The 23,891-nt window shown below is 62.8% G+C and carries 21 protein-coding genes and 2 pseudogenes; 14 read left to right on the top strand and 9 right to left on the bottom strand.

Annotated elements, in window-relative coordinates:
- Positions 1 to 185: 185 nt before the first annotated feature.
- Positions 186 to 1,109, bottom strand: a complete 924-nt coding sequence (locus tag RCCGE510_RS12720; RefSeq protein WP_007630479.1) for a phytanoyl-CoA dioxygenase family protein — start codon at positions 1,107 to 1,109, stop codon at positions 186 to 188.
- Positions 1,110 to 1,206: 97 nt separating this feature from the next.
- Here RCCGE510_RS12720 and RCCGE510_RS12725 point away from each other — a divergent pair, with 97 nt between their 5' ends.
- Positions 1,207 to 2,031, top strand: a complete 825-nt coding sequence (locus RCCGE510_RS12725) for an AraC family transcriptional regulator (RefSeq protein ID WP_007630482.1) — start codon at positions 1,207 to 1,209, stop codon at positions 2,029 to 2,031.
- Between the two features lie 12 nt (positions 2,032 to 2,043).
- On the opposite strand, the gene RCCGE510_RS12730 is transcribed toward RCCGE510_RS12725, so the two are convergent.
- The gene (locus tag RCCGE510_RS12730; protein ID WP_007630486.1) at positions 2,044 to 3,066 is read right to left on the bottom strand and encodes an LLM class flavin-dependent oxidoreductase; all 1,023 of its coding nucleotides are present in this window, start codon (positions 3,064 to 3,066) and stop codon (positions 2,044 to 2,046) included.
- 228 nt (positions 3,067 to 3,294) lie between these two features.
- Here RCCGE510_RS12730 and RCCGE510_RS12735 point away from each other — a divergent pair, with 228 nt between their 5' ends.
- On the top strand, positions 3,295 to 3,939 hold the full coding sequence (locus RCCGE510_RS12735) for a metallophosphoesterase family protein (RefSeq protein ID WP_007630487.1): 645 nt from the start codon (positions 3,295 to 3,297) through the stop codon (positions 3,937 to 3,939).
- A 184-nt stretch (positions 3,940 to 4,123) separates the two neighbouring features.
- Here the strand turns inward: RCCGE510_RS12735 and RCCGE510_RS12740 are convergent, their stop codons facing one another.
- Together RCCGE510_RS12740 and RCCGE510_RS12745 are read right to left on the bottom strand one after the other, a co-directional pair.
- The gene (locus RCCGE510_RS12740; RefSeq protein WP_007630491.1) at positions 4,124 to 4,486 is read right to left on the bottom strand and encodes a hypothetical protein; all 363 of its coding nucleotides are present in this window, start codon (positions 4,484 to 4,486) and stop codon (positions 4,124 to 4,126) included.
- Between the two features lie 5 nt (positions 4,487 to 4,491).
- On the bottom strand, positions 4,492 to 5,289 hold the full coding sequence (locus RCCGE510_RS12745) for a thioredoxin family protein (protein ID WP_007630493.1): 798 nt from the start codon (positions 5,287 to 5,289) through the stop codon (positions 4,492 to 4,494).
- A gap of 120 nt (positions 5,290 to 5,409) precedes the next feature.
- Between RCCGE510_RS12745 and RCCGE510_RS12750 the strand changes: the two genes are divergently transcribed.
- The 3 genes from RCCGE510_RS12750 (at position 5,410) to RCCGE510_RS12760 (ending at position 8,499) form a co-directional block, all read left to right on the top strand.
- Positions 5,410 to 6,630: a hypothetical protein gene (locus tag RCCGE510_RS12750; protein WP_007630494.1), complete on the top strand. Its 1,221-nt coding sequence runs from the start codon at positions 5,410 to 5,412 to the stop codon at positions 6,628 to 6,630.
- A gap of 44 nt (positions 6,631 to 6,674) precedes the next feature.
- Positions 6,675 to 7,307: a PQQ-binding-like beta-propeller repeat protein gene (locus RCCGE510_RS12755; RefSeq protein ID WP_007630495.1), complete on the top strand. Its 633-nt coding sequence runs from the start codon at positions 6,675 to 6,677 to the stop codon at positions 7,305 to 7,307.
- Between the two features lie 277 nt (positions 7,308 to 7,584).
- Positions 7,585 to 8,499 (top strand): esterase, encoded by a 915-nt coding sequence (locus RCCGE510_RS12760; protein WP_007630496.1) that lies wholly within the window; start codon positions 7,585 to 7,587, stop codon positions 8,497 to 8,499.
- A gap of 47 nt (positions 8,500 to 8,546) precedes the next feature.
- On the opposite strand, the pseudogene RCCGE510_RS12765 reads toward RCCGE510_RS12760, so the two are convergent.
- Positions 8,547 to 8,864, bottom strand: a pseudogene (locus RCCGE510_RS12765) (GNAT family N-acetyltransferase); the annotation flags it as partial.
- Between the two features lie 115 nt (positions 8,865 to 8,979).
- Positions 8,980 to 9,216 (bottom strand): annotated as a pseudogene (locus RCCGE510_RS12770) (GNAT family N-acetyltransferase); the annotation flags it as partial.
- Positions 9,217 to 9,300: 84 nt separating this feature from the next.
- Between RCCGE510_RS12770 and RCCGE510_RS12775 the strand changes: the two are divergent.
- Positions 9,301 to 11,043 carry an ATP-binding protein gene (locus tag RCCGE510_RS12775; protein WP_052029483.1) on the top strand — a complete coding sequence of 581 codons (1,743 nt, stop codon included), beginning with the start codon at positions 9,301 to 9,303 and terminating at the stop codon, positions 11,041 to 11,043.
- Between the two features lie 10 nt (positions 11,044 to 11,053).
- The gene (locus tag RCCGE510_RS12780; protein ID WP_007630502.1) at positions 11,054 to 11,455 is read left to right on the top strand and encodes a response regulator; all 402 of its coding nucleotides are present in this window, start codon (positions 11,054 to 11,056) and stop codon (positions 11,453 to 11,455) included.
- 272 nt (positions 11,456 to 11,727) lie between these two features.
- On the opposite strand, the gene RCCGE510_RS12785 is transcribed toward RCCGE510_RS12780, so the two are convergent.
- Positions 11,728 to 13,161, bottom strand: a complete 1,434-nt coding sequence (locus RCCGE510_RS12785) for a PLP-dependent aminotransferase family protein (protein ID WP_037078516.1) — start codon at positions 13,159 to 13,161, stop codon at positions 11,728 to 11,730.
- 170 nt (positions 13,162 to 13,331) lie between these two features.
- Between RCCGE510_RS12785 and RCCGE510_RS12790 the strand changes: the two genes are divergently transcribed.
- Together RCCGE510_RS12790 and RCCGE510_RS12795 are read left to right on the top strand one after the other, a co-directional pair.
- Positions 13,332 to 14,195 (top strand): DMT family transporter, encoded by an 864-nt coding sequence (locus tag RCCGE510_RS12790; protein ID WP_007630505.1) that lies wholly within the window; start codon positions 13,332 to 13,334, stop codon positions 14,193 to 14,195.
- 220 nt (positions 14,196 to 14,415) lie between these two features.
- Complete coding sequence (locus RCCGE510_RS12795; RefSeq protein WP_007630506.1) at positions 14,416 to 14,883, top strand: DUF4168 domain-containing protein; 468 nt, start codon at positions 14,416 to 14,418, stop codon at positions 14,881 to 14,883.
- 79 nt (positions 14,884 to 14,962) lie between these two features.
- Here the strand turns inward: RCCGE510_RS12795 and RCCGE510_RS12800 are convergent, their stop codons facing one another.
- Both RCCGE510_RS12800 and RCCGE510_RS12805 read right to left on the bottom strand, forming a co-directional pair.
- On the bottom strand, positions 14,963 to 15,349 hold the full coding sequence (locus RCCGE510_RS12800; protein WP_007630507.1) for a cupin domain-containing protein: 387 nt from the start codon (positions 15,347 to 15,349) through the stop codon (positions 14,963 to 14,965).
- 386 nt (positions 15,350 to 15,735) lie between these two features.
- Positions 15,736 to 16,944 carry an ROK family protein gene (locus RCCGE510_RS12805; RefSeq protein ID WP_037078519.1) on the bottom strand — a complete coding sequence of 403 codons (1,209 nt, stop codon included), beginning with the start codon at positions 16,942 to 16,944 and terminating at the stop codon, positions 15,736 to 15,738.
- Between the two features lie 195 nt (positions 16,945 to 17,139).
- On the opposite strand from RCCGE510_RS12805, the gene RCCGE510_RS12810 reads away from it, so the two are divergent.
- From RCCGE510_RS12810 to RCCGE510_RS12830, 5 genes are all read left to right on the top strand, one after another.
- A complete protein-coding gene (locus RCCGE510_RS12810) occupies positions 17,140 to 18,414 on the top strand; it encodes an ABC transporter substrate-binding protein (protein ID WP_007630512.1) in 1,275 nt (424 codons plus the stop codon).
- A 232-nt stretch (positions 18,415 to 18,646) separates the two neighbouring features.
- Positions 18,647 to 19,531: a sugar ABC transporter permease gene (locus tag RCCGE510_RS12815; RefSeq protein ID WP_007630513.1), complete on the top strand. Its 885-nt coding sequence runs from the start codon at positions 18,647 to 18,649 to the stop codon at positions 19,529 to 19,531.
- Positions 19,531 to 20,382: a carbohydrate ABC transporter permease gene (locus RCCGE510_RS12820; protein WP_007630514.1), complete on the top strand. Its 852-nt coding sequence runs from the start codon at positions 19,531 to 19,533 to the stop codon at positions 20,380 to 20,382. The genes RCCGE510_RS12815 and RCCGE510_RS12820 overlap by 1 nt, the downstream gene beginning before the upstream one ends.
- Positions 20,383 to 20,422: 40 nt before the next feature.
- Entirely contained in the window at positions 20,423 to 21,568 is a 1,146-nt protein-coding gene (ugpC, locus tag RCCGE510_RS12825; RefSeq protein WP_007630515.1) for a sn-glycerol-3-phosphate ABC transporter ATP-binding protein UgpC, read from the top strand.
- A 14-nt stretch (positions 21,569 to 21,582) separates the two neighbouring features.
- Positions 21,583 to 23,715 carry a beta-galactosidase gene (locus RCCGE510_RS12830; protein ID WP_007630516.1) on the top strand — a complete coding sequence of 711 codons (2,133 nt, stop codon included), beginning with the start codon at positions 21,583 to 21,585 and terminating at the stop codon, positions 23,713 to 23,715.
- The last annotated feature ends 176 nt before the right edge of the window (positions 23,716 to 23,891 follow it).

Raw genomic sequence — 23,891 nt, forward strand, 5'->3', positions numbered from 1 at the left:
GTCGGTCAGTCAGCGAGCGATTCAAGGTTCGGACCATCAACGTCCAACCCGGCAGTAAGGTCCCGGCACTCCGCTTCTATGTCGGTGTGCGCTCGGCCCGATATTGTGAGATGGAGCTGAAGCACATCCGACTCTGGTGTTAGAGGCGCGGCGGAGTTCGGCCGATCGGGACGCGGGAAGCCTGGCTAGAGCATATCGCCGAGACTCCAATGGTTGTTCCATCGGGCGTCGATCTCGTCATCGACATTCTGATATCTGATGTCGGTGGAGAGGCGCAGCCGTTGGCTGCGGTCTTGGTTGGTGGTCGAGGCGTGGATCATGTAGGGCGAGTGGAGCACAACGTCGCCAGCCTCATAATCGGCTGCGAGCCAGCGGGTGTGGAAGCGCTCCGCCATATCGGGGAGATCCTTCGAGACCCAGCCACCTTCCGTCATGTGGCTGTTATAGGCGCTAATCCGCTCTTCAGGCGAAAGATCGCCGCTTGCGGCCTGGAACTCGGCCTCCATCTTGACTCCAAGCGCGTGCGAGCCCTCGAGGTAGACCAGGCCGCCCATCTCGGCAGGGATATCGCCGATCGGGATCCAGGCCGTCACCAGGCGGCTGGTGCCCCCGCGCAGATAGACGAGATCGTAGTGAGCTGGCGTCGCGGTCGGCGATCCCGGCTGGGTGAAACGCATGATCTTGCGCTTGTGCAGATAGGAAATGCCCTGCAGGAAATCATCCATGAAGCGGATGAGCGGCGGTTGCGTGCAGAAGCCTTCATAGGCGGCGGAGCGAACGAGTGACATCAGGCGCCGGTCCGCCAGGCTCCAGTCGGCGCCGGTGGCCGAAGCGAGCCCCAGCGTAAAATTGCTGCCGGGCTCGACCAGTCCTGTCGCAGCGAGGCGTTCGAAGACCCAGCCACGGAAGTCGATAATATCGGCCCGCCGCAGAAGCCCTTTCAGCCAGACATAGCCATCGTCCTGGTAGCGGCGGCGGATGGCGTCGACGCCGATGGCCGGATCGGTCGGCGTGAGCCAGCCCGTCCGCTCCGCGGCCAAGGTCTTGCCGTGGGCGGTAAGAGGAAATTCCGGCATTCGGCTCTGCATGGCTCTGGCGGCACTCGACATTTCAGCCTTCCCCAGCTTAAGTTGATTTACCACTAATTAGCTGATCTGCAGGGATAACCGACATAGAGAAAATTGGTAGCTGGACTTTTCGCTCATCATGAGAGACACCGAGGCCATCTACAGAACGCCGCTCGGCGCGGCCGGCGGACTGGCGGTCATCGGCAGCGGCAGGCAGCACGCCCGCCATGTGGTGAGCGGCCGTAAACTTCCGAGTTTCGCCGTCGTGCTGGTGGAGCGCGGGCAGGGCTGGTTGGAAACCGCCTCCAGCGGCCGCCTCCGCCTGACCGGGCCTGCTCTGTTCTGGCTGTTTCCCAACCGGGTGCACTCCTATGGCCCCGATCAGGGCGGCTGGGATGAGCGCTGGGCGCTTTTCGAAGGATCCTTCACGCGGGACTTCGTGAGGCTGAGGATGATTGCCGAGCGACATCCTGCCGTCGCCCTGCATCATCTCGATGAGCTGGCGCGGCTGTTCGGCAAGCTTCATGCCGATCTGCTTGACGATACCAACCTTGGGCAGGCGTCGGCGGCACTGATGCTGCATCACATCGTCATATCAGCCGCCAGACAGGCAAGCGGAGGGGCCGATCGACACCAGGGAAGACCTGATATGGCCGACATCGTCGAAACGCTGCGGCAGCGGGCGATGCAACCGCTCGATCTCGCTGTCTTCGCCGCCGAGCATGGTATGTCGCCGGCGACGCTGCGCCGGCGGCTCACGCTTGAAACCGGGCTGCCTCCCAAAGCATTCCAGCTCCGGGTGCGCATGGACCATGCCAAACAGCTGTTGGCAACCACCGACGAAAAGATCGAAGTGGTGGCCGTCATGGTCGGCCTGGACGACCCGTTTTACTTTTCACGTATCTTTCACGAGCGCGAAGGCTGCAGTCCCCGCGAATTCCGTGCGAGATATTTGCGGGTTTGAGAATGGCAGGCGTCAGCGCCAGCCAAGCGCCGGGGCGACGTGGGTCAGGATCGCCTCGATGACATGGGCGTTGTAGGCGACGCCGAGCTGGTTGGGGACGGTGAGCAGCAGTGTGTCGGCCTCGGCGATCGCCTGATCCTCGGCGAGCTGCTTAACCAGGGCATCGGGTTCGGCGGCATAGCTGCGGCCGAAGATCGCCCGGGTCTTCTCGTCGATGAAACCGATCTTGTCGTCCTCGTCATTACCGTAGCCGAAATAGGCGCGATCACGGTCGTCGACCAGTGCGAAGATGCTGCGGCTGACCGAGACGCGCGGCTGGCGCGTGTGGCCGGCTGCCTTCCAGGCCTCGCGGTAGGCGCGGATCTGGTCGGCCTGCTGGACGTGGAACGGCTCTCCCGTCTCGTCGTCCTTCAGCGTCGAGCTCTGCAGGTTCATGCCGAGCTTGGCCGCCCAGACGGCTGTGGCATTGGAGCTTGCGCCCCACCAGATCCGTTCGCGCAAGCCTTCCGAATGCGGCTCGAGGCGCAGGAGGCCTGGCGGGTTCGGAAACATCGGCCGCGGGTTGGGCTTGGCAAAACCTTCGCCGCGCAACACTTCGAGGAATACTTCGGCGTGATGGCGGGCCATGTCAGCCTCGCTCTGGCCTTCGGGCGGGACATAGCCGAAATGGCGCCAGCCATCGATCACCTGCTCGGGTGAGCCGCGGCTGATGCCAAGCTGCAGCCGGCCGCCGGCGATGAGGTCGGCGGCACTGGCATCCTCGGCCATATAAAGCGGGTTCTCGTAGCGCATGTCGATGACGGCGGTGCCGATCTCGATCCGGCTGGTTTTTGCGCCGACGGCTGATAGTAGCGGGAAGGGTGCAGCCAGCTGGCGGGCAAAATGGTGCACCCGGAAATAGGCCCCGTCGGCGCCGAGCTCCTCGGCCGCGACGGCAAGGTCGATCGACTGCAGCAGCGCGTCGCCGGCCGAGCGCGTCTGCGATTGAGGCGAGGGCGTCCAGTGCCCGAACGAGAGGAAACCGATCTTCTTCATGCCGATGCCGCACCTTGATCCGTTGTGTCTGGGGTTGATGCGTCATCGCACAGTTTCGGCCCGGAAGACAATCGGAACTGGTGGAACGGCGCATCGGCGCTGCCCATGTCAGCTGTCGCACGGTGAGCGAGGCGGCACTCGTCAGCAGATCGGTATCATCGGCGGCTGGTAAGGTCCGGCAGCGTGCTCGGACTTCACCTCGTCCCCGACAAGCGCTAAAAGTTAGATATGCGCTACACTTTCGCCATAGGCGATATCCATGGCTGTATCGATCCGCTGAACAGGTTGATCGATCGGATCGAGGCCTATGCGTCTGAAGGCACGGTCGTCTTCCTTGGCGACTATATCGATCGCGGGCCTGACAGCAGACGTGTCCTCGACCGGCTCATTGCCGGTCCGTGCGACCGGTGGAGCTGGATCTGCCTGAAAGGCAATCATGAGGACATGATGGTCGCTGCCTATGCCGATAGCGACGACAGGGCCGTGTGGCTCGGCAATGGCGGAGTTGAAACCGAGATTTCGTTTGGCGGCAGGGTTTTGCCCCAGCATCTGCAATGGGCGGCCGATCGTCCGCTCATGCATTTCGATCGGCATCGCATCTTCGTCCATGCCGGTGTCGATCCGGAATTTCCACTGGAGCAGCAGAGCGAGCACGACCTTCTATGGATCCGGTTTCCGCCCGGTGAATCCGGCGACTATTGGGGCAAACATCTGGTGCACGGCCATACGCCGTCGCTGTCCAATCCGGTGACGATAGGGAACCGCACCAATATCGACAGCGGCTGCGTCTTCGGCGGTAGGCTTTCCTGTGCGGTGTTCGACGACGAGATTGCCGGCGGGCCGATCGATTTTATCGAGGTGAGGGCGGCATGAACTTGTTCGTGTCGGCAAGGGTCTAGAGCCGGCGACGGCGGTGGGAGCAGTATCGCACTGTCATGACCCGTCAGCAGAAAATTTGCCGTGAAGGCACCTAATCTCCGTCCTTCCCGTGACATCCCTCGGGTCGAAGCCCGAGGACAGGAATGACGGAGGAGAGATGTGGTGGCGCTTGGCGTCATCACCGCCCGCTCAAGCCTCGCCGGCCGGCGGCGAGGCGCAGCCAGGGCATCAGGTGGAAGCTGCTCATCAGCAGGTACATCGGCACCATTCCACCGATCGGGAAGGCATTCGGCGTGGTGGTGCAGATCATGTCGGTGCTGCCGGTCGCGGCCGTCAGCAGCGCCATCAGCGCGAATGTCGGGGCGGCGGCGAGTGATAGCCAGTCTGCGGCGTGGGCGGCGATCCCGCCGCCTGGGCCAGCCACGCCACCGCTCGGCTTCGCAACTGATCCGTCTGCGGCGGCGGCCAGCGAGAGCCATTCGGCGGCGTTGAGAGAAGCATTGCCGTCGCCTCTTTTTGGGGGGTGGGCCGAAAGCAGCATCGCCGTTACTCCTTGCCGTACCGGTCATGATGGCGCCACCAGATGCCGGTTTCGTTGCGGCCCTTCGGGGCGCGGTCGAGCCATTGATACATGCCCCAGAGCCCGTCCAGCCCGCGGGCATAGCTGGAATAGCTGTGATAGACGGCGCCATCGACAAGCTCGAAGGCGCTGACTCCCGGCCGGTCGCGGGTGTAGGTGGGGACATCGGTACCGGTCATGGCAGCAATCTGGGCCACCGGTCCCTCGCTGCCAGACGATTGCCATTCCTGCACGGTCTTGCCGGCGAGCGGTTCGGGGGCAGGCGGTTCGCGGCGATAGTTGTATTCTATAGCACCGTCGCGCTGATCTTCGGCGCTGAACCAGACGCTGAAATCGCCGTTGAAATCGCTGCCGAAGGACGAGGCCCAGGGGAAGCTCCAGCCCATGCGCTGTTTGAATGCCTGAAGCTTCGTGAGCGGCGCGCGCGAGACCGCCGTGAAGGCGACATCGTGGTTTTCGAGATGGACGAAGAAGCCGTTGAAGCCGTCGGCGATCGAGGAGCAGGACGGGCAGCCGGCGGTATAATCCGGCCCGAACATGAAGTGGTAGACGAGAAGCTGCGAACGGCCGCCAAAAAGGTCTTTCAGCGAGACGTTGCCGTCTTCGGTGTCGAAGCGGTAATCCTTATCGATCCCCCCACGCGGCAATTGCTGGCGCTTGAGCGCCAGCGCGTCGCTCTGCCTGGTCAGTTCCTTCTCCTCCTCGAGCAAGTCTAGTCTCGCTGCCAGCCATTGCCGGCGTGTTGCATTCAGTTGTGCCGTCATTTGGGTCTTCTCCTTTGCCTGTCTGTCGTCGTAGCATCCGGCTCGGGGTTGCCTGCCGGTGTCACGCAGATTACGGCCGGGCAGGGGAATAGCGGGAGTGACAAGTGTGACGGGATTTGAATGGACTCGCTGATCACGGCCGCGGCGCAGGCGCTGGCGACAGGCGATGCGCTCGGCGCGCTGAAGCGGGTGGCGTTGCGCGACGATGCGCCGGCACTGGCGCTGCGCGGCATCGCGATGGCACAGCTCGGCGATCTCGTTCGCGCCAAGGTGCTGCTGAAGAGTGCGGCGCGCGCCTTCGGCCCGCGGGAGGCGGTGGCGCGAGCGCGCTGCGTGGTCGCCGAGGCCGAGATCGCGCTCGTCTCGCGCGATCTCACCTGGCCGCCGAAGGCGCTGGAAGCGGCGCGCAAGGTGCTGGAAGCGCATGGCGACAGGGTCAATGCCGCCCATGCGGGTAATGTTGCCATTCGCAGGCTGGTGCTGATCGGCGGCCTCGACGAGGCCGAGCGCTCGCTCGCCGCACTCGATCCGACGCCGCTGCCGCCGGCTCTGCGGGCTGCCCACGAGCTGGTGGCGGCTGGCATCGCCGTCCGCCGCCTGCAGACGGGGGCGGCGCGTTCGGCGCTTGACCGGGCAAGGTTTGCGGCGCGCGCGGCCGATATCCCGGCTTTGACGGCGGAGGTCGAAGCCGCCGTCTTGGTGCTCGGTACGCCGGCGGCTCGGCTGCTGTCGGGCGGGCAGGAGCGTCCGCTGCTGCTTGCGGCGGTGGAAGAGCTGCTTTCCTCCGGTACGCTCGTCGTCGATGCCTGCCGCCATGTGGTGTGGAACGCGGGCACTGCCGTCTCCTTGGCGACGCGGCCGGTGCTGTTTGCGCTGGCCCGCGCACTTGCCGAAGCCTGGCCGGCGGATGTGGCAAGAGGTACGCTGATTGCCCGTGCCTTCCGCGGCAAACATGCCGATGAATCGCATCGCGCGCGGCTGCGGGTCGAGATCGGCCGGCTGCGCGCCGAACTGCGGGGACTGGCGGAGGTTTCGGCGACGAAGCGCGGCTTTGCGCTTTCGCCGCGCGGCCGCCAGGAGATTGCCGTGCTGGCGCCACTCGTCGAAGGGTCGCATGGGGCGGTGCTCGCCTTTCTGGCCGACGGCGAGGCGTGGTCGAGCTCGGCGCTGGCGATAGCGCTCGGAGCGAGCCCCCGCACCGTGCAGCGGGCGCTGGATTGCCTGGCTGGGGAAGGCAAGGTGCAATCGCTGGGGCGCGGGCGGGCACGGCGCTGGATGAGCCCGCCCTTATCGGGTTTCCCGACGATCTTGTTACTCCCCGGACCACTGCCGAGCGACTAGGATGGCCCGAGTTTCAAGGAAGCCCGAACGACAGGGAAAAAGAGATGAAAAAATCGGCTGCGAATATCCTGCGTGAATATGGACCGTTTCCCGGCGCCGACCGCGTCAATGGTGTCACCTTCGACGGCGAGCATGTCTGGTTTGCCTCGGGCGACCGTCTGAACGCGCTCGATCCGGCAAGCGGCGAGGTGGTGCGCTCGATCGAGGTCGCATCGCATGCCGGAACGGCTTTCGACGGCGAGTTTCTCTATCAGATCGCCGAGGATGTCATTCACAAGATCGACCCGAAGACCGGCCGCGTCCTTTCCACCATTCCGGCGCCTGGCAATGGCGGCGATTCCGGGCTTGCCTGGGCCGAAGGCACGCTCTGGGTCGGCCAGCACCGCGGCCGCAAGATCCATCAGATCGACCCGGAGACCGGCAAGATCCTGCGCACCATCGAATCCAACCGCGTCGTGACAGGCGTCACCTGGGTCGACGGCCAGCTCTGGCACGGCACCTGGGAGGGTGACGACAGCGACGTCAGGCGGATCGATCCCGAAACCGGAGAGGTGCTGGAACGGCTTGATATGCCCGAAGGCACCGGTGTCTCCGGCCTCGAATCCGGCGGTGGCGACTGCTTCTTCTGCGGCGGTGGCGGCAGCGGCAAGATCCGCGCGGTGCGCCGGCCGGTCTGAGCGCCACGCGCCAGGGTGATGAGCGCGATGCGCCACCGTAGAGCGCCCATCGGAGTGAAGTCCGGTCCCCTAAGCCATGCGAACGACCGGCAGACCGGCAAAGGTGGGAAAGTCGTTGAAGCTGCACCAACGAGGCCAATGCTAAGTCGGAAGCGACATCAAGGATCGAGTTTGCCGTCTCGATCGAGTGGGCGATTGATTTCGTGCCGTCACGATCTACTTTCGCGGTTTCGGTCGGGGCTGCACGCAAAGCCGGTGTGATCGTGGGGAGAAGACTTTGAAGCATCTGCGCACAACGCTTGGGCCCAGGAGCAAATCCGAACTGGGGATGATCCTCCCGCATGAGCACGTCTTCGTTGATCTCAGGACGCCCGACCAGCCCGGTTATGCCGAAGCAAAGACGGAAGACGTCGTTCGGCTGATGGCTCCCGAAATCGAGCGGATCAAGAAACTCGGGGTGACGGCACTGGTCGAATGTTCGACGGGCGGCGTCGGACGCCGTGCCGATATCGATCTTGCCGTATCGCTTGCGACGAATTTTCCGATCGTCGTTCCCACCGGTAATTACCGTGAACCCTGGATTCCCGAATGGGTCCGCCATGCTTCCGAGAAGGAGCTCGAGGCGTGGATGCTTCGCGAACTGACGGAGCAGATCGGCGAGACCGGGTTCCAGGCGGGCTGGATCAAGCTCAGTGCCGGCGATGACGGCATGACGGCGCTGGAGACGAAAATCCTGCGGGCAGCCGCGCGCGCGGCGGCGCAGACCGACGCCGTCATCGGCAGTCATACGATCAGGGGACGGGTGGTCATGGATCAGCTCGATGTCATCGAGGCGGAGGGCTACAGGGCCGACCGGTTCATCTCGATCCATACGCAGGAAGAAAAGGACTTCGGCTATAACGTCGCCGTCGCCGAGCGAGGCGCCTGGATCGAGTATGACCATGTCGGCCGGGCCGGGGACAAGGAGGTTGCCGAGCTGGTAATCAAGGCGCTGGAGGCGGGCTGCGGCGATCGACTGTTGTTGAGCCATGACCGTGGCTGGTTCGATCCGGCGCTGCCGATGGGCGGTACTCCCAAACCGTATACCCATCTTTCCACGGTCTTGCTGCCCGAGCTGAAACGGCGGGGCGTGGACGAACGGACGCTGATGCGCCTGACCCACGATAATCCATTCGAGGCTTTTGCCCGATAGGGGCAGGCGTCGGGCGAAAGAAGCCTGCCGGCGGTGAGCGGGGCGTCTTAAACGGTACCCGCAATTTGCTCAAAATCCACTCCACCCTCATCGAACAAAAGCGCCATGCCGATCGCATCGATGAATCGGCCGTCAATGCAGGCGGCACGCCGGATTATGCCTTCGCGCACGAACCCCAGTTTTCATAAAGCGCTATCGCGCGGGTATTGTCTTCGTAAACATGGTTCGACCCTGATAAAACCAGTTTCTCGAGCCGCCCCCAGCGTCCTCTCGATGAGCCTTCGTCCGAGACCCTTGCCCCGATAGGCCGGAATAATCCCCATTCCAAGCTTTCCCCGATGAGCGTGCGACGGGAAGAAATGCCGCTAGAGCATGATGCCGAAAAGTGTGCGCGGTTTTCGGACGACATCATGCTCTAACTCTTTAATGTAGAACAGGATTCAGATTTTAGGCCGATTCGGCCTAAAATCATCCTGTTCTAATGTCGCACCAGCCGACGACTTGGTCCTCAGCGGTGGCAACGAATTGCGGATTGCCTTTCGCAATCATGCCCATCACGAACTCGCGCATCTGCGGCAGCGGCGCTGCTTCCAGCATGGACAAGTATTTTTTCTCCCGCGCGACCACGTCGAGTGCGTTGTGAAAGCTGTCGACGTGCGCGGCCGCGATCGGTTCGATCCTGATGCGTGACGTATCCGGTGATGCTGCTGAGTCCACATGCTTCTCCTTCGAGATCGCGAATGCCGACAGGAGACATGTCGCAAATATCAGGGGAGGGCATAATTCACCGTCCGTCAACCTTTGCGTGTCAATTTCTCGGCAGCGGGCGCCATCAAAAGGTTGCAGGTATTGAAGGTCAGGCTAACATCCCACATTACGTTCGTCTTGGTGACGCTCACCTGCGCGGCGGCTTTTCTGCTGTGCGGATTTGCGTGGCTCGCCGCCGTGAAGGTCGATGACATCTCGCTGCGCCGGCAAGCCGACTTCGTCGCCCAAGGATTGGCAGAGCAGATCGCAGCACTCCCCCGGGAGCAGGAAAGCGTTGCCAAATGGGACGATGCCTTCGTTTATGCCAAACAGCGGAACCATGAATGGCTGCTCGATAATGTTGGCCTGTGGACGAGCCGGTATTTTGGGCATGACAGGACCTATATCTTCGATGATACCAATCGCTTGATGTTCGCGTTCCGCGACGGAGCGGATGCCATGCCGCCGCGGCTCGCTAGCGACGACAGCCGGGAAATGACCGCTCTCGCTGGAGAGGTGCGCGCGCTTCTCGTCGACCAGACCGCAAAGCCCAGCGCCAACCCGCTTGGTCAACTGGCGACGGTTCGCACGATCATGATCGGTAATCGGCCTGCAATCGCCAGCGCGCGTCCCATTCTGCCGAGTTCAGCCAGGATGCAGGTCGAAGCGGGCCAGGAGTTCATTGCCGTCTCGGTCAAGTTCATCGACGGAAAAGCCGCCGAAAGCATCGCCCATTATGCGCGTCTCGAAGGGTTGCATTTCGCGTCGAAAAGTGAGGACGGGCGGGCTGAGGTGCCGGTCTCGTCCCATGACGGCGGCACGATCGGTTACCTTGTATGGTCGCCTATCCTGCCCGGATTCATGCTGCTTCAACAGATCGCACCGGCCGGGCTCGGCTGCCTGGCGCTGCTGATCGCTGTCGTGTTCTGGCTCGGACGCGGTCTCCATCGAACGTCGCTAACCCTGCTGGACAGCCAAGCTGAGATCACCCATCACCGTAGCCATCTGGAGGAAATGGTGGCCGATCGAACGGCCGAGATCGAACGGCAGCGGGAGGAACTGGACCGGCTGCTGGTGCACGAACGCCAGGTCAATGCGCTCCAGCGCCAGTTCGTCGCCATGGCGTCGCACGAGTTTCGCACGCCGCTCGCAATCATCGATGCCGCCGCTCAGCGGCTCTGCCGCTCGACCACCAATGTCAGCGGCGATTACGTTCACGAAAAGGCGGGCGTGATCCGCAGCGCGGTGGTGCGCATGGTCGATCTGATGGAGAGCATCCTCGCCAGTGGCCGGCTCGAAACCGGGCAGATCACGCTGAAGCGGAGCGACGGCGATCTGAAAGCGCTGCTCGTCGCCTGCTGCGACAGACAGCGCCACCTCAGCCGCTCGCATGTGTTCCACCTCGATGTCGAATCGATGCCCGATCTGTTGACGTTCGACCGCAGCGCGATGGAACAGGTTTTCACCAATTTGATTTCGAACGCCGTCAAATATTCGCCCAACGCGCCGAACATTTATGTTCGTGCTGGGGTTGAGGAAAAGATGGTAGAGATCGCTATTGCCGATAGCGGCATCGGCATGGATGCGGATGATCTGCCGAAGCTGTTCCAACCCTATTATCGCGCCCGCAGTGCGACGGGCATTGCCGGAACCGGCATCGGCCTCAACGTCGTCAAGCAGGTCGTCGAATTGCATGGCGGTACCGTCGAGGTGACGAGCGAACTCGGCAAGGGCACAACATTTACCATTCTTCTGCCAATAGAGTTTCTATTGCCGGATCAACACGTCGCCGCTTAGGGAAAAGCTTATGGTTACAGTCCTGTGCATAGAAGATGAAGTCGAGATCCGGAACCTCCTGGTCGAAGAGTTGAGCGAAGCCGGCTATAAGACGCTCGAGGCCTCGAACGGCGCCGAAGGGCTGGAAATGATCCTGTCGAAATGGCCCGACATCGTCATCAGCGATATTTCGATGCCGGTCATGGACGGGCACCAGCTTCTGGCGGAAATTCAGATCAATCACCCCGAGCTCTCCAACATTCCCTTCATCCTGCTGACGGCGTTGACCGATCGAGATAATACGCTCGCCGGCCTGCGCGGCGGGGCGGCGGACTATCTGACGAAGCCGCTCGACTTCGATCTGCTGCTCGCCAAGCTCGAAGGTTGCGTGACGCGGCTGGAGAACGACAAGGCGGTCAATCGGTCGTTTTGAGGAGTGGCGGGGCGATGATGAAGGGTGTGCCGCACGCCCTGGCCCGGCATCGACTGGCGCCTAACCCTCTCCTCCGTCATTCCTGTGCTTGTCACAGGAATCCAGCCACGGCGCGTCTGCGCCGTGAATGACTCAACGCGACTTGAAGAAGAGTCTCTTGCGCCCAAGGACTTGGGCGCACTGGATTCCTGTGACAAGCACAGGAATGACGGAGGAGAGGTTGGTGAAAGGTGAGCGCGGATGCCGCAAGCCGTTGCCCGCAGTGTGTCGGCTCAATCCCGGCCTGACGTTTCTTGCCTCTTCAACACATCCCCCAGCATCTCGAACACTCTCGTATCCAGCGTCTGCGATACGTTGAACCGCATGAAATTCGTTGCCGATTGCGACAGGCTGAATGCGTTGCCGGGGGCCAAAACGATCCTCTTTTCCAGGGCGGCGCGCGCCACATCAGCCGCATCGACGCCATCGGGCAGTCGGCACCAGAGGAACATTCCGGCCTGCGGCTCCAGCCAGGGCGTTATCCCCAGGCCCTTCAGTCGGATTGAGACCTCGCTCATTGTTCGGGAGAGCCGCTGTCTTAGCGTCTCCAAATGTTTGCGATAGCTGCCGTCGCTCAAGACGTTCAGCACCAGCTCCGCCGTCAACCGGCCGCCGCCGAAGGAGGTGGCGATCTTGAGGTCGGTCAGGCCGTCGATCCATTCCGGTTTCGCAGCGACGAAGCCGCAACGGGCCGAGGCCGACAGGGTTTTCGAAAAGCTGCCGATGTGGATGACCCGCTCGAGCCCGTCGAAGGCGGCAAGGCGGGGCGCCGGCGTATGCTCGAAATCGGCGAAGATATCGTCCTCGATGATGGTGAGGTCGAACTGATCGGCGAGTTTCAGAAGCCGGTGAGCCGTCACCGGCGAAAGCGTTGCGCCTGTCGGATTATGGATGCCGGAATTGGTGATGTAGAGCCGCGGCCGCTCCTCGGCGACGACTTGGGCAAACCGCTCGATATCGGGACCGGACGGCGTGTAGGGCACGCCGACGATTTTTGCCCGATGGGCGCGCAGCAGTGCGTGGAAATTGAAATAGCAGGGGTCGTCGACCAGCACCGTGTCGCCGGGTTCGAGCAGGAAACGGCAGAGCAGATCGATTGCCTGGGTGCCGGAATCGGCCAGCATGATCTGGTCGGGGGAGGCTTCGATCCCCCGGTCGCCCATACGGCGGCAGATCAGCTGCCGCAGTTGCGGCAAACCGAGCGGCGAACCGTATTCGGCTAGCGCCGGCCCATCGGCGCGGGCAAGGGTTCTGAGCCCGCGGCGCACGCCTTCCCCGGGCAGCCAGGAGGGCGGCAGCCAGCCGCAGCCAGGCTTCAGGGCGGTTTCATCCGCCTCCAGCGATTGCCGCGATATCCAGAACGGATCGACGGCGCGGTCGAGCTTCGGCCCGACTTCGGCAAGCGCAAAGGGGGCTGCCTGGTTGGCAACGTAAAACCCCGAGCCCGGCCGTGCCAGGATCGCGCCTTCGGCGACCAGACGCTCATAAGCGTCGACGACCGTCGAGGTCGACAGCTTCAATGTCGCTGCCAGCCCCCGGACCGAGGGCAGCCTTGCGCCCGGCGTCAGGTTGCGTGCGGCGATGCGCTGCCGGATCGTCGCGACGACCATCTCGACGCGTGTGCGTCCCGCGATCTCTTCATCCATCCGTACTGCTTTCTGCATCATAACAGTTTGTCTAAATCGTATCAGACTGTCACTGTCCCGACCATCCGTCTTGGCTGATAAAGGCTGCAGGGCGTCGCTATGAAGTTGATTCAAGTCACGCGCCCTAGGTCGTTGTTTTTATGCATGTCGCCTGAAACGGGACATGCATCGGGAAGGAAGAGTGGAGCGCGATGGACCGCATGGCATCGGGGTGGATCAATGGCTTTATCGGCGTGGTGATCTTCAGCGGATCGCTGCCGGCGACGCGCGTGGCGGTGATGCAGTTCGACCCGGTCTTCCTCACCGTGGCGCGCGCGGCGATTGCCGGCATTCTTGCCCTTGGCCTGCTGATTGCTTTCAGAGAGAAGCTGCCCGGCCGGCGCGACATCCTCTCGCTTGCCGTCGTCGCGCTCGGCGTCGTGGTCGGTTTCCCCCTGCTGACGGCGCTGGCCCTGCAGCACGTCACGTCGGCGCATTCGATCGTCTTCATTGGCCTGCTGCCGCTGTCGACGGCGATCTTCGGCGTGATCCGCGGCGGCGAACGCCCGAAGCCGGCATTCTGGCTGTTCTCGGTTCTCGGCAGCGCGCTGGTGGCGGGTTTCGCATTGATGCAGGGTCTGACCGCGTCGCCGGTCGGTGACTTGCTGATGCTGGCGGCGATCGTCGTCTGCGGACTCGGTTATGCCGAAGGCGGCAGGCTTTCGCGCACGCTCGGCGGATGGCAGGTGATTTCCTGGGCGCTGGTGCTGTCGTTGCCGGTTATGGTCGCGGTTGCGCTTTTCCATCGGCCGGCGAGCTTTGCTGGCATCGAAACGCCGGCACTCGTCGGTCTTGCCTATGTCTCGCTGTTTTCGATGCTGATCGGCTTCATCTTCTGGTACCGCGGCCTGTCGCAAGGCGGCATCGCCGCCGTCGGTCAGCTGCAACTGCTCCAGCCGTTTTTCGGCCTGGCGCTCGCCGCCACCCTGCTGCACGAGCCGGTCACCTGGGCCATGCTTGCCGTGACGGTCGCTGTTATCCTGTGTGTGGCGGGTGCACGCAGGTTTGCGCGGTAGGAGAGGATTCTAAACGCTCAGCGGCAGCGGAATTGCCGCACCGGTCGGCATGTCGACGGTCACAAAGCCGCCGCTCAATCGTCAGCAAATGGCCCCGTTACTGCCGCACCGTGCCCTCTTAGAGGTTCCATCGTCGCGACCTCGCCAGCCCTTGAGCGGCTGAGCGATCGACTGGGGCGGCTTGCTGCCAATCAAATCATGCACGTGAAAAGGAACGAATATGATCACTCGTTACACATCCCTGGCAATGATGACTGCTGCTGTCTTCAGCCTGCTTGCTTTCAGCCCGGCATCCGCTGTGGAAATGGCCCAGGCTCAACAGCAGCCGTCGGCACAAGCGCAGCCGCCGGCACAGGGCCAGGCGCCGATGCAGGCGCAGACCGGAGGCAACGGCGCGCCTACCGCCGTCAGCGATCAGAAACTCGAGGCCTTTGCCGTTGCCTATCTGCAGGTCGACAAGGTCCGGCAGCAATATTCGGAAAAGATCGGCGCGACGAAGGACGAGGCTGGCAAGCAGAAGCTGCAGGAAGAAGCCAAGAAGCAGATGGTCGACACCGTCGAGGCCTCCAACGGCATCTCTGTCGAGGAATATTCCTCGATCCTGACGGCCGCGCAGAGCGACCCGGCCCTGGCCAAGAAGGTGCTGGAAAAGATCGGCACGCCGCCGCCGGGGCAGCAGCAGCAATAGGCTAAACCGAAACGGGGCGGGCGGGCTAAAAGTCGACGCGGCGCGGCGCTTCTTGCGCCCGCTCCAATTTTGATGCCGCCTACTTGGCGGGCACGACCAGCGGCTCGCCCTTGCGCACGATATAGGTCGCCAGCTCCGAAGCCTTGCCGTTGCCGACGTTCTTTGCCGAGTGCACCACGCCCGATGGAATGAACAGGGATTGGCCGGCCTTGAGCGTCACCGGCCCGCTGCCTTCGAGCTGATATTCCAGCGTGCCGTCGAGCACGAAAGCGATCTCTTCGCCGGGATGTGAGTGTTTTGGCGCGAGAACGCCGGGAGCGAAGTCGACGCGCACCTGAACGGCCTCATGGCCGGGCACGTCGATATCGCTGCTGACGAGATCGGTGCGTTGCAGCGGCTGTTCCGCATGCGCTGCCGTGGCGGCGCCGAGAGCGAGGGCGAGGGCCATAGCCTGGATTATTTTCATCGTGTCATCCTTCCTGAATTGACCTTTCCGGCTCATCGGCCGCATTGCTATTTCAGTCGATGATTGAACCAGGGATGTGTCTGGAAACCTGCATTTTTGTAAGCGAATGTATCTAGGCCGCGGTGGGTTGCTCGGGGTTGTTGAGGGGATTTTATCCTATGTCGTGCCCGTCCCAGCCCCCCTCTGGCCTGCCGGCCATCTCCCCCACAGGTGGGGAGATTGGCAAGTGGCTAAACCTTCCCGCCCGTCTACCGTTTCGGTATTCGTGACGTTTGTTGTTTTACGAAGACCTTACGCCCAGCCGATCTCCCCACCTGTGGGGGAGATGCCCGGCAGGGCAGAGGGGGGCTTGCACGGAATGACTTATCCGGCCTATCTCCCGCCGCTCAAGCCGCCGAAGTCGAACCCCTGACGCCCAGCGTCGCAATATCCGTTACCCCGCCCGATGACTCGAAGTCGAAGATCTTCTGGGTGACCAGGGCGGCCGCCCCGCGGGCCCAGGAGTTGTCCTCCCAGTCGGGCAGCAGCGGCGGCGCGGTTCTGAAGGTGCGGGCGGCCAGCGCTTCGCGCAGCGGCGTCAGGAAAGCATCGCCGAGGGAGACGGCTTCGCCGCCGGCGACGATGACTTCGGGGTCGGTGATGTTGACGAGATTTGCAAGGGCAGTGCCGATACCGCGGCCGGAATCTCCGACGAGGGCGAGGGCGGCGGCGTCGCCCGATGCAAGCGCCTTGCGGAGATCGGGAAGACCGAGTTCGTCGCGGCCGGTTGCCTCACGCCAGCGCCGGAGCATCGAGATTTCGGAGTGATAGGCCATTAGACAGCCGCGCTTGCCGCATTCGCAGAGCCGGCCGTTCTCCTCGAAAAGCGTGTGGCCGAACTTGCCGGCAGCACCATTGGCGCCGCGATAGAGTTTGCCGTCGATGACGAGCGCGCAGCTGATGCCGACGCCGACGGCGAGCACCGCCATGTTGCGATGCTGGCGGCCGAGCCCGAAGAGCTGCTGGGCGATGGCATAGGCGTTGGTGTCGTCTTCGAGCCAGACCGGCACGTGCACGCGGGCCGCGACCAGCGAGGCGAGGGGAACATTGTTCCAGCTGAAACGGTGGCTGCGCACGCAGGCGGTCTGCTCGTGATTGATGACACCGGGCATGGAGATGCCGATGCCGGCGAGCCTGGCGTCCGGCCGGCCGGCGAGCTTGACCAGTTCGGGCACTGTGGCCGCCAGCAGGTCGGCGACCGTGTCGGCGTCGTGGCCGTCGAGGCTTACCCGCATGGCTGCGACCGGGTTGGTGGCAAGGTCGGTCGCCACGCACTCGACCGAATCCACCATAAGTTTGAAGCCGACGGCAAGCGCGTGTTCGTAGTTGATATCCACCGGGATTGGGCGGCGGCCGGTAAGGCCGGGCACGGTCTTGCCTTCGATGACGATGCCTTCCTCCAGAAGGTCGGTAACGACGAAGGTTACGGCGGCCGGACTCAAGCCGATGACGGTGGCGATGTCGGCGCGGCTTCTCGGCCCTTCGCGCCTCAGAAGGTTGAGAATGAGGCGTCGGTTCATGGCTCTCGCCGTGGTCTGGTCGCCTTTTAACTTCACGATGCATTCCTTAATTTTGTAAATTAATTATTGCGGCCCGAAAAGATCTATGCATAAGTTCGGCCGCGGATCAACTCAGCCAAGCGGATTATCGCTGGAATTGCGGGTGGATCGCATGTGTTGAATGCCTGGTCGGTCGTTTCATGGAGGAGGCGGCGGTCGGGAGATGTCGATCGATCAACTGGGAGGAATTCAATGACATTTTTGCAGCAATTTCCGTCGACCACCCGCAGACGCCTCCTGAAGGGCGCGGGCCTGGTTTCCGCCGCAGCCGTCACCGGCAGCTTCCCGATCCCGGCGATCGCGCAGACGCAGGAGGTCACGATGATCTCCGACGAAAACAATGGTGCCGCACTCGACGCGCTAAGGGCGATTGCTTCGGGCTTCAGCAAGGAAGCCGGTGTGAAGGTCGTCATCAACAACATGGACCATGAGGCCCATAAGACCGCCATTCGCAATTACCTCGTCGCCGGCGCGCCTGACGTCTGCTCCTGGTTTTCGGGAAACCGCATGCGCGCCTTCGTCAAGCGCGGCCTGTTCGACGATATTTCCGATCTTTTCGAGAAGGAAAACTACAAGGACGTGCTGGGTGCGACGGCAAATGCCGTAACTGACAACGGCAAGCAGTACGGCCTGCCAACAGGCGGTACGCTCTGGGGCATGTTCTACCGCAAGGACGTGTTTGCCGAGCATGGCCTGACGGTGCCGACGACGGCCGAAGAGTTCATGGCCTATGGCGAAAAGTGCAAGGCGGCCGGCATCACGCCGGTTGCGATGGGCACCAAGGAATTGTGGCCGGCGGCCGGCTGGTTCGACCAGATGAACCTGCGCATCAGCGGCCTCGACAAGCACATGGCGCTGATGAACGGCGAAATGAGCTATCTCGACCCGTCGCTGACCCCGGTCTTCGACCAGTGGGAAGCGATGATTTCCAAGGAGTTCTTCACGGCGAACCACACCTCTTTCGGCTGGCAGGAGGCGGCGGCGCTTCTGGCGCAGAAGAAGGCCGGCATGATGAACCTCGGCGCCTTCCTGCGCTCGGCCTTCACGGCCGAGGACCTGCCGCAGCTCGCTTACGCAACCTTCCCGGTGCTCGACCCCAAGGTTGGCCACTTCGAGGAATTCTCGGTCAATTCGATCCACATTCCCGCCAAGGCTAGGAATAAGCAGGGCGCGCGCGAATTCCTTGCCTATTTCTACAGACCGGAAAATCTGGCCGCCTATCTGGAGCCGGGCGGCAACGTGCCGCCGCGCAACGACCTGCCGCCGAGCAAGGACGACCTCGTCAACGTCGCTGTGGAGACGATGAAAACGGTGCAGGGTACGTCGCAATATTACGACCGCGACAGCGACCCCGACATGGCGCAGGCAGGTTTGGTCGGCTTCCAGGAGTTCATGGCCAAGCCCGACCGCCGCAAGGCCATCCTCACGCGCCTCGAGGGGACGCGCAAGCGGATCTATAAGATCTGAGCTGGCACGTACTCTGAGACTTGCCCCTCACCCTAACCCTCTCCCCGTTTTGACGGGGAGAGGGGACGTGCCCTGCGAGGCGTGGGTGAGGGACGGAGAGGTCGCGGCTTGTCCCCTTCGCCCCGCGGGCGGGGAGAAGGTGGCGGCAGCCGGATGAGGGGCAGCCCGACGCGGACAGGCGGATGAGGGGCAGGCTTCACGCTTGCTCTTGTCGTAAACCAAGGTTCTCAAGATGCAGACATTATGGCGCCGCCAGCGTTGGTGGCTTACCCCGACTTTGCTTATCGCACCGACGATCGTGCTGTTTTCGACCGTCATCCTGCTGTCGGCGGTCCGCAGTATCTGGATCAGCCTGCACGATTGGGACGGCTTCGGCCCGATGGTGTGGATCGGCTTCGGCAATTACGTCGAACTCTACAACGATCCGCAATTCTATGTGTCGCTGAAGAACAACCTGATCTGGCTCATCATGTTCATGGCTGCGCCGCCGATCGGGCTCGCCATCGCGCTGCTGGTCAACCAGAAGATCCGCGGCATGCGCTTCCTGAAGTCGCTGTTCTTCATTCCGCTGGTGCTCGCCTCGGTCACCGTCGGCGTGGTGTTCACTTGGGTCTATACGCCGGAGTTCGGGCTGCTCGCGCTGATCTTCAAGGCATTCGGGGCGACGGCGCCGGCGGTTCTGTCCGACGAGCATTTCGTCACCTTCGCCATCGTCATCGCCGCACTCTGGCCGCAAGTCACCTTCTGCATGGTGCTTTATCTCGCCGGCCTCAACAATCTCAGCGAAGAGCTGATCGGCGCGGGGCGCGTCGACGGGGCGAGGGGCTGGAACATGCTGTGGCACATCGTGCTGCCGCAGCTGACCCAGGTCACCTTCATCGCCATTGCCGTCACCGTCGTCGGGGCGCTCCGCTCCTTCGACATGGTGTCGGTGATGACATCAGGCGGCCCGTTCGGCTCCTCCTCGGTTCTCGCCTACCAGATGTTCGAGCAGTCGATCTTCTCCTACCGCTTCGGTTATGGCGCGGCGATCGCCTCCGTGCTGTTCGTGATCATGGCCGTCTTCATCGTCTGGTATCTCTCCCGCATCATCCGTACCGAAGAGAGGGGAGGCTGATGTATCCTCGTCCCATTCCGGAAGCCGCCGTCTGGCAGCGCCGCCTCTATGTGCTTACCGTCGTCATCGTGCTGCTGCTCTGGCTCTGCCCGCTGTTTGCCATCATTCTCACCTCGTTCCGCTCGACCGAGGATGTCATGGGCGGCAATTTGTGGGGATGGCCGACCGGCATCGGCGTGATCGACAATTACACGGCGGTGTTCACCCAGACGCCGATGGCCCGCTATTTCCTCAACAGCCTGATCATCACCATCCCCTCGGTGATCGGCGTGCTGGCGCTCTCCACGCTCGCCGGCTACGTGCTGTCGCGCTACCGCTTTCGCGGCAACATGCTGATCTTCGCGCTGTTCGTCGGCGGCAATTTCCTGCCGCACCAGATCATGATGATCCCGGTGCGCGACCTGATGGTGCGGCTCGACCTGATCGACACCACGGCGGCGCTGATCATCTTCCACGTCGCCTTCCAGACCGGCTTTGCGACGCTGTTCATGCGCAATTTTATCGCAGCCCTCCCGGACGAGCTGTTCCAGGCGGCCCGCGCCGAAGGCGCCTCTCCGTTCCAGACGCTGGTGCATGTGGCGATCCCGCTGGTGCGGCCGGCACTCGCTGCCCTTGCCATCCTGATCTTCACCTTCATCTGGAACGATTATTTCTGGGCCGTGGTGCTGACCGTCAGCGATAGCGTCAAGCCGGTGACGGCAGGCCTTGCCAATCTGCGCGGCGAATGGGTCTCCGCCTGGAACCTGATTTCCGCGGGCACGATCGTCGTCGCCGTGCCGCCGGTGGTGATGTTCTTCTTGATGCAGCGGCACTTCATCGCCGGTCTGACCATGGGAGCGGTGAAGGGATGAACAATCGGCAGTCTTCAGTTTCAACAGCAGAGAGCCAGACATGACCAGTCTCGAACTCCGACAAATCAACAAGAATTACGGCGCCTATCATGCGCTGCGCGGCATCGACCTTTCAGTCACGCAAGGCGAGTTCATCGTCATGGTCGGACCCTCCGGCTGCGGCAAGTCCACGCTTCTTAAGTCGATCGCCGGCCTGGAGACGATCTCGTCGGGCCAAATCCTGATCAACAGCCGCGATGTCAGCAAACAGGAGCCTGGGGATCGCGGCATCGCCATGGTCTTCCAGTCCTATGCGCTCTATCCGCATATGACGGTGGCGGAGAATATGGGATTCGGCCTGCGCATGGCCAAGCGTCCGAAGGCCGAGATCGATGCGGCGGTGGCGCGCGCCGCCAAGATCCTGCGGATCACCGATCAGCTCGACAAGCGGCCGAAGCAACTATCCGGCGGCCAGCGCCAGCGCGTGGCGATCGGCCGGGCGATCACCCGCTCGCCGGAGGTCTTCCTGTTCGACGAGCCGTTGTCGAACCTCGATGCGGCACTCAGAACCCAGATGCGCGTCGAACTCAGCAGCCTGCATGCCGAACTCGGCGCCACCATGGTCTACGTCACCCACGACCAGGTGGAGGCGATGACCATGGCAAGCCGCATCGTCGTCCTCAATCAGGGGATTATCGAGCAGGTCGGCTCGCCGCTGGAACTTTACCGCAATCCCGACAATCTTTTCGTCGCCGGCTTCCTCGGCGCGCCGCGTATGAATTTCCTCGGCGTCACCGTCGACCACGTGTCCGGCCGAGATGTCACCGTTTCGGCGCCCGGTCTAGTGCCGGTCACGGTGGAGCTGGCGCAGGCGACGGCGCTTGCAAAAGGCGCCAGCCTGACGCTCGGCATTCGTCCGGAGACGATATCGATGGTCACCGATGCCAGCCAGGGCGGGGCGATCGAGGGTGAGGTGCGGCTGGTCGAGCATCTCGGCCGTGAGACCATCCTCTATGTCGACGCCGGCAATATGCGGACGATCGCATCGGAGAGCGGCACCGGCAACATCACGGTGCAACTGAGTTACGTCGCGCCGTTTGCCGCCGAGCAGAAGGTGGCGCTGAAGCTCGATGCCCGCGAGCTCTATCTCTTTTCATCCGATGGCGGCCGCACGATCAGCGCCCGCAAGACCATTCTCGACAGATAAGGAAAGACTATCCCGTGTCCGACAAGACCCTCTCCGTATGGAACCCCGTCAAGACCGACCGCTTTCTCGTCGGCGCCCCGCATTATCCCGAGCATGTCGATGAAAGCTATTGGGAACGCGACGCCGAGCGCATGGCCAAAGCCGGCTTTAACACCGTCCGCATGGCGGAATTCGCCTGGCATATTCTCGAGCCGAAGCTCGGCACTTTCGATTTCGACCTTTTCGACCGGGCCATATCAATGCTCGGCCGCTACGGCATCGATACGATCATGTGCACGCCGACGGCGACCCCGCCGCGCTGGCTGACCGTGGCACATCCCGAGATTCTCCGGGTCGACGGCAAGGGTCGGCCGATGAGCCACGGCTCGCGCCAGCATTGCGACACGGCAAGCCCCGTCTTTCGCGAGCACAGCAAACGCATCACCAGGGCGATGGCCGAGCACTATCGCGACATTCCGCATGTTGTGGGCTGGCAGACAGACAATGAGCTGAACACCAGCATGCCGGAGAGCTTTTCCCAAGCGACGCTCAGCGAATTCCAGGCGTTCCTCGCCGATAAATACGGCGAGATCGCCAAGCTCAACACGGCCTGGGGCGGCGATTTCTGGGCGACTGCCTATGATGGATTTGACCAGGTGGTGCTGCCGATCGAATTCGGCCCGACCTTCCCAAGCCCCGGCCATCTGCAGGATTACCACCGCTTCCTCGCTTTCTCGACGGCGCGCTTCCAGCACGACCAGGTCGAGATCCTGCGGGCGGTGAAACACTCCTGGTTCGTCTTCCACAATCTCGGCGGCTTGCGGGATATCGATTTCCGCGGCCAGTTCAGCAAGGATCTCGATTTCGTCGGTTACGACATCTATCCGATGCTCTATGACGAGTTCCAGCGGCTTGGAAACCACGCCAAGGTGCAGGCGCTGCACCTCGATATCTGCCGCGGCTTTTCCGGCAATTACATCGTGCCCGAGCAGCAATCGGGCTTCGGCAGCCAGCCGGGCTTCTGCACGCTGACGCCGGAACCGGGGGAACTCCGCCGCATGGCGCTATCCTCCGTTGCTCATGGCGCCGACGGCCTGATGTTCTTCCGCTGGCGCCCGGCCCATTTCGGCGCCGAGATCTACTGGATGGGCATTATCGACCATGACGATGGCGCCCGCCACCGCTACGATGAGGCGAAGCGCTTCGCCACCGAGATGATCGCGCTGCAGCCGAAGATCCTCGGCACCTATGTGCGCATGGATGTCGGTATCGCCGGCTCCGACTTCGACAACCAGGAAGCCCACAAGACCTATCCGATCGGCCTGCCGAGCCCGCAGGACGATGCGATCCTTATGCATCAGTACTGCTACGATCGCGGCATCGCCTGCGGCTTCATCCATCCCGAGGACGATTTATCGAAGCTGAAGCTCTTCTATGTCCCCCATTGGGTGATGTGGAAGGACGAATGGACGGCAAGGCTCGAAGCCTTCGCCGCCTCGGGCGGCACCGTCGTCATCGGCGCCCGCACCGGCACCCGCAATGAAGACAACCACGTCATCCGCGAGACCGCCCCGGGCGCAGCACTTTCGAAGCTGACCGGCGTGCGCGTCGAGGATTTCGGCCGTCTCACAGCGCCAGGCGCCAACGGGCTGTTCGACGTGATGGAGCGCTCCGGCGGCCTGGTCATCCCGCCGAACAAGCCGGCCGAATCCCACCGCCGCCAGCGCCGCTTCAAGATCGGCAACCGCGAACTGGCCGCCGGCCATTTCTATGAAAACCTCACCGTCGAGCCCGACGTCGAGGTGATCGCCGCCTGGTCGAACCGCTATGCCGAAGGCCAGCCGATGGCGACGTCGCGCAAGGTCGGCAAGGGGCAGGTGGTCTATGTCGGCACCTATCTCACGCCTGAACTGACCGAAGCGCTCACCGAACGCCTGTTTGCACCGGCCGGAGTGGAGCCGCTGGTGGGCGGGCTGCCGGAGGGCGTGGAGGTAACAATGCGGATGAACGAGGAGCGGCGGCTGCTCTTCGTGCAAAACTACACCGACCAGCCCGCGACAATCGGCGGCGTACCGGCCGGGCGGGATCTGCTGGATGATGGCAAGGCGGTCGCGGGGAGGCTGGATCTTGGGGGCTATGGTTGCGCTATTGTTGAGCTGGAGGGGTGAGGCGGTAACGCACTGAAGGAGATGAAGAAGCGGCGGCATCCTCCAACCTCCCTCATCCCGAGGCGCGTAGCCTCGACGGACACGCTCCCGCCGTTCCTTGCCCGTCAACACCGGTGGCCGACCTCGTCCTTCGAGGCCCCTTCGGGGCACCTCAGGGCGGTTTGCCGGCGTCGCGC

It is taken from the genome of Rhizobium sp. CCGE 510, assembly GCF_000292525.1.
GTDB lineage: Bacteria > Pseudomonadota > Alphaproteobacteria > Rhizobiales > Rhizobiaceae > Rhizobium.